The sequence below is a fragment of the Brasilonema bromeliae SPC951 genome (assembly GCF_012912135.1).
Taxonomy (GTDB): Bacteria; Cyanobacteriota; Cyanobacteriia; order Cyanobacteriales; family Nostocaceae; genus Brasilonema; species Brasilonema bromeliae.
Genome location: NZ_QMEB01000005.1, coordinates 44598 through 55335, shown reverse-complemented (window position 1 = coordinate 55335; position 10738 = coordinate 44598). Strand labels below are relative to the sequence as shown.

Annotated in this window: 9 protein-coding genes; 3 read left to right on the top strand and 6 right to left on the bottom strand. The window is 44.6% G+C overall.

All coding sequences use genetic code 11. The annotated features are described in order from the left end of the window. Positions 1–427: 427 nt before the first annotated feature. The gene (locus tag DP116_RS01485) at positions 428–640 is read left to right on the top strand and encodes a hypothetical protein (RefSeq protein WP_169153479.1); all 213 of its coding nucleotides are present in this window, start codon (positions 428–430) and stop codon (positions 638–640) included. A gap of 9 nt (positions 641–649) precedes the next feature. Here DP116_RS01485 and DP116_RS01480 read toward each other — a convergent pair whose 3' ends face one another. The 3 genes from DP116_RS01480 to DP116_RS01470 all read right to left on the bottom strand — a co-directional run bounded on the left by DP116_RS01480 (position 650) and on the right by DP116_RS01470 (position 4729). Next, positions 650–2191 carry a SulP family inorganic anion transporter gene (locus DP116_RS01480; RefSeq protein WP_169153478.1) on the bottom strand — a complete coding sequence of 514 codons (1542 nt, stop codon included), beginning with the start codon at positions 2189–2191 and terminating at the stop codon, positions 650–652. Positions 2192–2579: 388 nt separating this feature from the next. Continuing rightward, positions 2580–3251 (bottom strand): response regulator transcription factor, encoded by a 672-nt coding sequence (locus DP116_RS01475; protein WP_169153477.1) that lies wholly within the window; start codon positions 3249–3251, stop codon positions 2580–2582. Next, positions 3248–4729: a sensor histidine kinase gene (locus DP116_RS01470; RefSeq protein ID WP_246275434.1), complete on the bottom strand. Its 1482-nt coding sequence runs from the start codon at positions 4727–4729 to the stop codon at positions 3248–3250. Before DP116_RS01470 ends, DP116_RS01475 begins: the two co-directional genes overlap by 4 nt. Positions 4730–5241: 512 nt before the next feature. On the opposite strand from DP116_RS01470, the gene clpB reads away from it, so the two are divergent. Further along, positions 5242–7881 (top strand): ATP-dependent chaperone ClpB, encoded by a 2640-nt coding sequence (gene clpB / locus DP116_RS01465; RefSeq protein WP_169153476.1) that lies wholly within the window; start codon positions 5242–5244, stop codon positions 7879–7881. Between the two features lie 281 nt (positions 7882–8162). Here clpB and vapC read toward each other — a convergent pair whose 3' ends face one another. Next, the gene (vapC, locus tag DP116_RS01460; RefSeq protein ID WP_169153475.1) at positions 8163–8570 is read right to left on the bottom strand and encodes a type II toxin-antitoxin system tRNA(fMet)-specific endonuclease VapC; all 408 of its coding nucleotides are present in this window, start codon (positions 8568–8570) and stop codon (positions 8163–8165) included. Beyond that, positions 8567–8821, bottom strand: a complete 255-nt coding sequence (locus DP116_RS01455) for a hypothetical protein (RefSeq protein WP_169153474.1) — start codon at positions 8819–8821, stop codon at positions 8567–8569. Before DP116_RS01455 ends, vapC begins: the two co-directional genes overlap by 4 nt. Before the next feature lie 479 nt (positions 8822–9300). Between DP116_RS01455 and DP116_RS01450 the strand changes: the two genes are divergently transcribed. Beyond that, positions 9301–9570, top strand: a complete 270-nt coding sequence (locus DP116_RS01450; protein WP_169153473.1) for a GlsB/YeaQ/YmgE family stress response membrane protein — start codon at positions 9301–9303, stop codon at positions 9568–9570. Between the two features lie 165 nt (positions 9571–9735). Here DP116_RS01450 and ilvC read toward each other — a convergent pair whose 3' ends face one another. After that, complete coding sequence (gene ilvC / locus DP116_RS01445) at positions 9736–10728, bottom strand: ketol-acid reductoisomerase (protein ID WP_169153472.1); 993 nt, start codon at positions 10726–10728, stop codon at positions 9736–9738. Between the last annotated feature and the right edge of the window lie 10 nt (positions 10729–10738).

Sequence of the window (10738 nt, the reverse complement as noted above, 5' to 3'; positions counted from 1 at the left end):
GCAGTCATCTTTTAGATGACTTTGCCTATGAGACTGGGATTTCAATCCCAGGCGGACGAGAGTGCAAGACGTGAGAATTGTGCAAGATCTGAGCCTCCAACTAGCGGTGTACCGCAAGTGAAATATGAAAGAAACACATTTTCCTTCAATCTCTAAAAGCTTTGCTATATATGGGTTTAAAAATGTGTTTCTTAGGAGCGTACTACGCAGTCATCTTTTAGATGACTTTGCCTATGAGACTGGGATTTCAATCCCAGGCGGACGAGAATACAAGGTGTGAGAATTGTGCAAAACCTGAGCGTACTTAGGTGAGGTGAAAGATTTGAGGCGATAAATTTTCAAAGGTGTCGAATATGGGAGGCTGAGCCTCTTGATATAGCATTCCCAGGCTGAGCCTGGGAACGAGAAGAACGAGAAGAAAGTGAATATGAATTTCCAGGAGGAATCTGCTCAAGAACTTTGGTATGCTTCGGTTTGTGCTCTGATGGCAGTAGGCATTGGTGCAGTACGTTTCTTTTTAGGAGCCATAATGACAGACAGAAGTTTGGGGAAAGCAAAACAAGCAATAGTGTTCAGTAATGTTAAGATTACTGCATCTATCGTATTCATAGTGAACTCCTCTTTTGTGAAAGTTGAGTAGTGAAAACTTCTACGCTGCTAGGTGCGATCGCCCAGAAATAAGCGGTTTGCGGTAGCGCTCTACCAACCTATCCCGCTGCATGACGACAGTACTTCCCTTCTTTTCCTCTTGTTTTTCCCACATCGACAAAAAGTCAAGACAAGAATGGTCAATATAGCTCAGCATCTCTAGGTGAATATGAATTTCCTTGCCTGGAGAAATTTGCTCAAGAACTTTGGCAAGATAAGGTAGCCGAATAAATGTAGCCATACCATCCAAATACACATCAACGCGCTGGTTGTTTTCATCTGAAAGGACATGGATAGAGAGATGGGAAACTTTGTAAATCAGCTTGAGTGCTGACAACACAAGACCGAGTAGCACGCCAAAAAGTAGATCAGCTGTGAGAATTCCGCCTAAGGTGGCAAAGTAGATGAATACAGGGATGCGCCCGTATTGTTGCAGCTTGCGGATATTCTCAACTTTCACCAGCTTATAGCCTGTGACCACCAAAATCGCTGCGAGGCAGGAGGTGGGAATCAGATTCAGTACAGAAGGCGCGGCGACAACAAGAGCCAACAGCCAGACTCCGTGAAAAATCGCAGACAGTCTGGTTTTGCCTCCTGCTTCCACGTTTACAGAACTGCGGACAATCACACCTGTCATTGGTAGCGCCCCTAATGCGCCGCAAACCATGTTGCCAAAGCCTTGGGCTGCGAGTTCGCGGTCAAAATTCGTTTTTGGTCCAAAGTGAAGTCGATCTACCGCTGCTGCTGAGAGTAGGCTTTCGGCACTGGCGATAAAGGCGATCGCCATCGCCTCCATAAGCACAGATGGCTTGAGTAGACCGATGAAGTTCTCTAACTTTGGCAGGTGAATCGTGCCGATAAGATTATCGGGTACATTGACGTACTGAATAGGCAACTTCATCACAGTGGCGATCGCAGTTGCAATCACGACAGCAATCAAGGAACCGGGCAGCAATTTTAATCTTTTTGGCTTAAACTTTTCCCAGAGAATCAGAGTAATAATAGTAATTAAAGCTACAATCCCAGCAATGAGATGGTTGTTGCCTTGGGCGGAAAAGATAGTCTTATATATCTGGCTAGGTATAGAAATTAAGTTATCGATTCCGTGTGCGCTTGGCTTGCTATCAAACATCACATGGAATTGAGAAGCAAAGATAAGCACGCCAATTCCTGCTAGCATCCCGTAGATGACTGCGGGAGATATTGCTCGGAAAACCTGTCCCAGCTTGAAAATTCCTGCTAGTAACTGGAACAAACCCGCCAGCATTAGGATTGGTCCTAGCATTTCAATGCCATACTGTTGAACCAGTTCCCAGACTATAACAGCAAGCCCAGCCGCTGGTCCACTGACCTGCAAGGGTGAACCAGCAACAGTACCAACAATAATTCCGCCAACGATTCCTGTGATGATTCCCAACTCTGGAGGAACCCCAGAAGCGATCGCAATTCCCATGCACAGTGGCAGAGCGACGAGAAACACAACTACGGACGCCACTAAGTCGTTGACAATGGAGCGTTTTGCTTTGAAATCTCTGATTGTCATCTTGCTTTTCTCGTAATCTTTATAAGTATTTTCACTGCAACAAAAGTTAAAGTAATCACAATATATTTTTCCAAAAATATCGTTCAACCAGCATCTTCACGAACTCAGCAAACAGAACGTAAATTTTTGCGCCTACTACCTGAGCCAGTATGTAGCTACTCTCCTGACGTTCAAAATGGCATCTCATTGCTCACCAACTGATACTAAGTTGTCGTCAAAAATAGTACTCACCCTGCTTTCTTGACACTAAGTTACACATTTGAACACAACTTGGTATGAAGTTGAAAAAATGACAATAGGCGACAATCAACAGACCCTGATTGTTACAGTTCTTCTTTATATTTATAAATACTTATGAATTGTATATGAATAATTGATGAGAAAATTTTCACGTTCGCAGCCGATAGCCCATACCTCTGACTGTTTCGATATAGTCGTGACCTAGCTTTTTGCGCAGGGAACCAACGCAGACATCAACAACATTAGAACCGGGATCGTAGTCATAGCCCCAAACCCGACTTAGCAATTGCTCTCGGCTCATGACTTGCCCTGGATGACGCACAAAGGTTTCAGCCAGGATAAATTCTCGTGCTGATAACTTGAGTAGATGATCCCCAACCCAAATCTGACGTGTCAGCAGGTTTAGCACAATCTTGCCTGTTTTAAGAATCGTTTCTTCCTGTCGTCTAACCAAACGATTGTCGCGTAACCGCGCCCGTACCCGTGCCAGCAATTCTTCAAACCGAAAGGGTTTTGTGATGTAGTCGTCAGCGCCACCTTCTAGTCCGGCAACTTTATCACTTACCTCGTCACGAGCGGAGAGGATTATGATAGAGATCTGTTCGCCCTGACCGCGTAATTCTTCCAATACCATCCAACCATCTTTGCCAGGCAGACCAATGTCAAGGAGCAGGAGGTTAAAATCCCCAGTTTGAGCCATGCTCAAGGCTTCGTGACCATCTTTGGCAATTGCGGAAGAAAACCCCGACGCTCGTAACCCTTTTTCTATGAAAGTAGCTATGCGCGGTTCATCTTCAGCAATTAGAATCCGATCAGTCATACAGAATCTCCAAAGGGTGGATCTAGTGGAATGATAAGAGTGAATGTAGAACCTTTACCGAGTTTGCTTTTAAGTTCTACTCGACCGCCATGTGCTGTTGCGATCGCTCGTACGATAGACAATCCCAAACCAGCCCCCTCAGAACGACGATAACTATGGGAGCCACGGGCAAAGCGCTCGAAAATTCGCTCTTGATCGGTAGGAGCAATGCCAACGCCTGTGTCACGCACCCAGAAATAAGCATAACCGTTCAAAACTTCTGAACCAAGGGCAATGACATCTCCATCACTGGTGTACTGCGTAGCATTCTGAGCCAAGTTCATGATAGCCTGAGTCAGACGCTGGCGGTCAGCCACAATCAGCCCTACACCCTTGTTTTCCAAACGCCAGTCTCGCTGAGCTAAAGCTGTGGCTTTAGTATATAGTTCCCCAATTAATAAACTAATATCCACCGTTTGTAGGTTTAAAAAATTTGGTTGCTCTGCCTTAGCAAGTAATAGTAAGTCATCGACAAAGCGACTCATGCGATCAAGCTCATCAGTCACTAATTCCACTGTTTCACGTCGCTCTTGGGGATCGTCACCCAGTAGTTCCAAATGACCTCGGATAATTGTGATTGGTGTCCGCAGTTCATGACTTGCATCGTTGATGAAGTTTCGTTGACTGGCAAAAGCAGTCTGGAGACGATCTAACATCTCATTGAAGGTGATGCTCAGTTCGGCAATTTGATCGACTCCCTGCACGGGGATACGTCGAGATAAGTCAGATTCGGTAATCAAGTGGGCTGTTTCGATGAGTAAGCTTAGGGGAGCCAATAACCGTCCAGCAACTACCCAAGCCAGCACCGATGCTATGGCTAGAACAACTATTGTCACCTGGATAATGACAACAACTGCCTGGTTTACCTGCTGATGAGCGCTACTACTAGAGTAAGTGACCACAAAAACACCCTGAGTTTTGCCTTTGAGTATCGGCTCAGCCATATAGTAGATAGTATGATTTGAGATGAATTCCTTACCTTGCTTGAGCTGTTTGAGTTTTTGCCAATCTTTAATAAGGGCTGAATTGGGCTGTAAACCAATTGGCAGAGCTTGCGGACTAGATTTGTAGAATTTCCCACTCAACAGCGTAATCAAAAACGAGTTTTCATGGGGAATGTTGCGGGACAAGAATACATCAAAAATGGCTGCAACATCATCCCCGAAAGGTTGAGCCGTGCTTGGGTTTTTTCCCTGAGTTAATCGTCTAAACTCGTTTACTTCCTGGGTAAGATACTTTTCAATCTCCTGTTCGAGTCGGACAAGCAGAATCTCACGGATTGCTAAGACAGATACTAATGTGGAAAATGCCATCAGCGCAACATACCAGATGAGGATGCGTGTGCGAACGCCAAAGAAGATTGTGCGCCATCCAGGAAATCGGTTTTTCTTTATCATTTGAGCATTTTGATTGCTGCTGGTAAAGGTTTTTGGAGCCATGAGCCGATAATACCGGTTGTATTGCAAAAACTCTTTGAGGACACCAGTTCCTGTGAGGTGGAATGTTGTTATGAGTAATTCTAGCTATAGGCAGTTGACACAGATGACACTTTTACTAAAGTAACATCACTTTTTGCAACACAAAAGTTATTTGACTTAAACTCTTGTATGATAAGCTTTTTATAAGATGACACGCCCCAAACAGCTAATCAATGAGTAAAAAATGGGCGGTAATACTCCTCTACAAAAACGCGAACACCGATCCAGTTATTTGCGCCCCTGTTTGTACAATCACGGTATACAAACAAAACTTATTTTTGTTCTGTTTGCATTTATTGGGTGCTTGGAGTCAATCAGGATTCATTGGACGGTAATACTCCTGAAGAAAGACGTGAACACCGATCCAGTGATTTGCTCTCCTGTTTTTACAATGGCGATATAAGAACAAACTATACACTTGTTCTATCTGCACCTTGCGTGCGCCTAGAGTCATTCGCCCGTCGATTAAGCCTATGCAACCAACTAATCCAAACCAATTTACAGAAAAAGCCTGGGAAGCGATCGCCCACACCCCAGATATAGCTAAACAATATCAACAACAGCAGATTGAAAGCGAACACCTAATGAAAGCACTGCTGGATCAAGAAGGACTAGCCAACGGTGTTTTTACCAAAGCGGGTGTGAATCTGCAAAAACTGCGCGACAAAAGCGAAGAATTTATTCAAACTCAGCCCAAAGTCTCTGGTAGCAGTAGTTCTGTCTACTTAGGACGCAGCTTGGATACTCTTCTTGACCGCGCCGACGGGTATCGTAAGGAGTTGCAAGATGAATATATTTCTATTGAACACTTGCTGCTGGGTTACGCTAAAGATGACCGTTTCGGCAAGAAACTGTACCAAGAATTTGGGTTAGACGAAAGTAAGCTTAAAAATATTATTAAACAAATTCGTGGGAGCCAAAAAGTGACCGACCAAAATCCAGAAGGTAAATACCAATCACTGGAAAAATATGGGCGTGACCTGACAGAAGCTGCCCGTCAAGGTAAACTTGACCCAGTGATTGGACGTGATGATGAAATTCGCCGCACGATTCAAATTCTGTCGCGTCGTACCAAAAATAACCCTGTGTTGATTGGTGAACCAGGGGTTGGTAAAACTGCGATCGCCGAAGGACTCGCACAACGTATCATAGCTGGTGATGTACCCCAGTCCCTCAAAGACCGCAAGCTCATAGGTTTAGATATGGGTGCTTTGATTGCGGGAGCAAAATTCCGAGGCGAATTTGAAGAACGTCTCAAAGCAGTCTTAAAAGAAGTGACCGAGTCTAACGGTAATATAGTTTTATTTATTGATGAAATTCATACCGTTGTCGGTGCTGGTGCGACTCAAGGCGCAATGGACGCGGGTAACTTGTTAAAACCGATGTTGGCGCGGGGTGAATTGCGCTGTATTGGTGCGACAACTCTTGATGAGTACCGTAAATATATTGAAAAAGACGCTGCTTTGGAAAGACGCTTCCAGCAGGTTTATGTCGATCAACCCAGCGTCGAAGATACCATTTCTATTTTGCGCGGTTTGAAAGAACGGTATGAAGTTCACCACGGTGTGAAAATTTCTGATAGTTCTTTAGTTGCAGCTGCGACATTGTCGAGTCGGTATATTAGCGATCGCTTCTTACCAGACAAAGCCATTGACTTAGTAGACGAAGCTGCAGCACGCTTGAAAATGGAGATTACCTCCAAACCCGAAGAACTCGACGAAATCGACCGCAAGATTCTGCAATTAGAAATGGAGAAGCTGTCACTGCAAAAAGAAAGCAATGCAGCGTCCAGAGAACGTCTCGAAAGAATAGAAAGAGAACTTGCAGATCTCAAAGAAGACCAAAGAACACTCAATACTCAATGGCAGTCTGAAAAAGACATTATCACGAAAATTCAGTCTGTTAAAGAAGAAATTGACCGCGTCAACTTGGAAGTTCAACAAGCAGAACGCGACTACGACCTCAACCGCGCGGCTGAGTTAAAATACGGCAAGTTAACCAGTTTGCATCGCGATTTGGAAGCAGTAGAAACTGAACTTGCTCAAGCACAACGCAGTGGAAAATCTTTATTACGTGAGGAAGTCACTGAAGCTGACATTGCGGAAGTCATTTCTAAGTGGACAGGGATTCCCATCAGCAAGCTGGTGGAATCAGAGAAAGAAAGACTGCTGCACTTAGAAGATGAACTGCATCACCGCGTGGTTGGACAAGAAGAAGCAGTCAGTGCTGTAGCAGATGCTATTCAACGTTCTCGCGCTGGACTTGCTGATCCGAATCGTCCGATCGCAAGCTTTGTTTTCCTTGGTCCAACAGGTGTTGGTAAAACTGAACTCGCTAAAGCCTTGGCGTCTTATATGTTCGACACCGAAGAAGCGCTGGTGCGGATTGATATGTCCGAGTACATGGAGAAACACGCCGTTTCCAGACTTATCGGTGCGCCTCCAGGATACGTGGGTTACGATGAAGGCGGACAACTTACCGAAGCAATTCGTCGTCGTCCCTACGCGGTGATTTTGTTCGACGAAATCGAAAAAGCACACCCAGATGTCTTTAACATCTTGTTGCAAATTCTCGATGATGGTCGAGTCACTGATGCTCAAGGACATACAGTGGACTTCAAGAACACCGTCATCATCATGACCAGCAACATCGGTTCACAGTATATCTTAGATGTGTCAGGAGATGACTCACGTTACGATGAAATGCGCCATCGGGTGATGGAAGCGATGCGAAATAGCTTCCGTCCAGAGTTCCTCAACCGTATCGACGAAATTATCATCTTCCACAGTTTGCAGAAACAAGAATTGCGCCGAATTGTGCAGTTGCAAGTTGCTAGACTGCAGCAAAGATTGAGCGATACCTCCGGTGGGCTTCGCCAACGCAAGATGTCTCTCAAACTTTCCGATGCTGCTCTTGACTTTTTGGCAGAAGTAGGATATGATCCTGTATTTGGAGCGCGTCCGCTGAAGCGAGCAATTCAACGCGAGTTAGAAACTCAGATTGCCAAAGCTATCTTGCGTGGTGAATTTAATGATGGGGATACCATCTTTGTGGATATCGAGAATGAGCGGCTTGCCTTCAAGCGCTTACCAGTGCAGGTGTTTACGAGTTAATTGGGTAAATAAGTAATATCAAGTTCGCTTAGTTACTTACAATAACAAAGACCTCACCCCCCGCCCCTCTCCTTATTAAGGAGAGCCAGTGCGTTGCGGAGCCAGTCCTACAGGAGGGTTTCCCGACAGACGGACCTGGCGTTGGGGTTCCTCCGAGGGTGCACCTGGCGTGAGGGGTGAGTTTCTTCGTATTTTAGAAGTGTTTATCCGGACATGATATAACCTCAGACAAAGGCGAGGCAGCGCCGTGGGTAGTCGCCGAGGTGAGTCCAGCGCAGTTCCTAGCCCTCTTCCTCCCAATCCGAAATCTGTAGCCCCTCCACCCGACTAAATTCGCCAGTATTGTGGGTTACTAATGTTAAATTATTTGCCAAAGCAATAGCTGCAATCTGCAAATCATAAGGACCAATAGGAGTGCCTAAAGCCGCCAAATCAGCACGAATTCTACTGTAGATTCTGGCGGCGGTATCATCAAAAGGCAAGGATACAAAATTATTTAGAAAAGCTTCTTGTAATGCCAGAGTGCGCGTAGGATTCTTGCTTTTCATCGCACCATAAAATAGTTCAGCTTTCACAACTGAACACACAGCAATATCTTGTGGCGATAGTGATTGTAATCGTCGCCGCACACCAGACACAGGGCGATTTAGATAAACAATGCAAGCATTGGTATCTAACAAATAAATCACTCTAGCGGCTCCCGTTGTTCATATTCACCCTGGGGGTATCGCACCAACGGATCATCTTGCAGACAACCAGCTGTCTGCTCAAAAAAACCGGGAGTCCAGCCCAATTCTTCTGGTGTTTTCTGCTGTGTTGATGGTTCTAGTGGTTGATAAATCACCATAACTTCTATTTCTCTGTCTGCAATACCTACTGGAATTTCTAGATGCAAGATACCATCTTGCCCAACACGAGAACGTAACTTGATACTCTGCATCGCTTTGTTCTTCAATTCATTGATTCATTCTAGAATTTTCCCACCCTCAAGCAATGCTTCCGTCTGTTCCATCTTCGTTTAGATGCTCATGGCTTGATGAGACGTTCCTCAGATTGGCGGTATTTGCACAGTGGCTCAAAATTAGTCCGCGAACGCGAGTGCGTGCTTGTATTTCCTCCAAAAGACGCTCTTGCAACGGCGCAGGCCTTCCATAGGGCTTAGGAAATAGCCGGACTTCGTTTGTGAGCCAGTCACTTCCAGTGTGAGGGGCATTTTACACATTTCGGATGCTCCCTAACCCAACAGGATTATAACTTTGGACGGATGAGAATTAACTAAGTCTTAGTAAAGTGTGACTTGCATCACTCTTGTTTTCTTACTGAAGATAAGTTCAAACTGTTTCTGATGAATGATGAATAGAAACATTGCATCAGTTTAAATAGTAAGTGTTAGTAAGAAACACAAAAGGAAACAAAACAATGAGTCTTATTGCTTGGGTCGTTTTAGGTATTCTAGCTGGTGCTATTGCTAAAGCAATCTATCCTGGTTATCAAGGTGGTGGAATCTTAGCGACTATAGTCCTGGGAATTGTTGGTGCTTTCATTGGTGGAACATTAGTTAACGTAATCCAAACTGGGACTTTGACAATAACTTCTGCAACTTTGACTCTTCCTGGTTTGTTCGTGGCAGTGTTGGGTGCGATGATCGCTATTTTCTTGTACTATCAATTTTCCCGCAGAGCATACTAGAAAATCATTTATTATTTTGCCACGAATAGATTCGACAAATACATTTTGCAGCATTTACCATCTTGTGAAGGAATTTCAGTTTAAAAAGACATTCCCAGGTTCAACCTGGGAATAAGTCTAAAAAAGATAATAATCTACGTCCAAAGCTAGTGCATCTGCGGTTAATTACTTCTTCAGCCAACTGAACATAGCGCGTAAATCTTTACCCACCTCCTCAACACGATGTTCAGCCTCTTGACGACGCATCGCAGTAAATCCAGGTTTACCAGACTGGTTTTCTAAAACAAATTCCCGTGCAAATTGACCAGATTGAATTTCTTGGAGAATTTTGCGCATTTCTGCCTTGGTTTGTTCATTCACAATCCGAGGTCCACGAGTATAATCGCCATATTCCGCAGTATTAGAAATGCTGTCGCGCATTTTTGCTAAACCGCCTTCCACAACTAAGTCAACAATCAATTTGACTTCATGGAGACATTCAAAATAAGCTAACTCCGGTTGATAACCAGCTTCCACCAAAGTTTCAAAACCAGCCTTAATTAAAGCACTCAAACCACCGCACAGAACTGCTTGTTCACCAAACAAATCGGTTTCGGTTTCCTCGCGGAAAGTTGTTTCGAGAATACCAGCGCGGGTACCACCGATACCTTTAGCATATGCCATTGCGCGATCGCGTGCCTGACCACTCGCATCCTGAAACACCGCAAACAAACAAGGTACACCTTCCCCTTGTTCATAAGTCCGGCGTACTAAGTGTCCTGGTCCTTTGGGTGCAACCATCACCACATCCACGTTAGCAGGTGGGACGACTTGACCAAAGTGAATATTGAAGCCGTGGGCAAATAACAAAACATTTCCTTCTTCCAAATTCGGTTCAATTTCGTTTTTATAAATCGTTTTTTGCACCTCATCTGGTAACAAAATCATAATAAAGTCAGCGGCTTTAACAGCATCAGCAACATTTTTCACGGTTAAGCCAGCAGCTTCAGCTTTCGCCGCTGACTTACTACCCGGATATAGTCCGACAATCACATTCAGACCACTATCTTTAAGATTAAGGGCGTGGGCGTGACCTTGAGAACCATAGCCAATGATGGCGATGGTTTTTTGTGCCAAAAGGTCTAAATTACCGTCTTCGTCGTAGTACATCCGGGCCATAATAACTTCT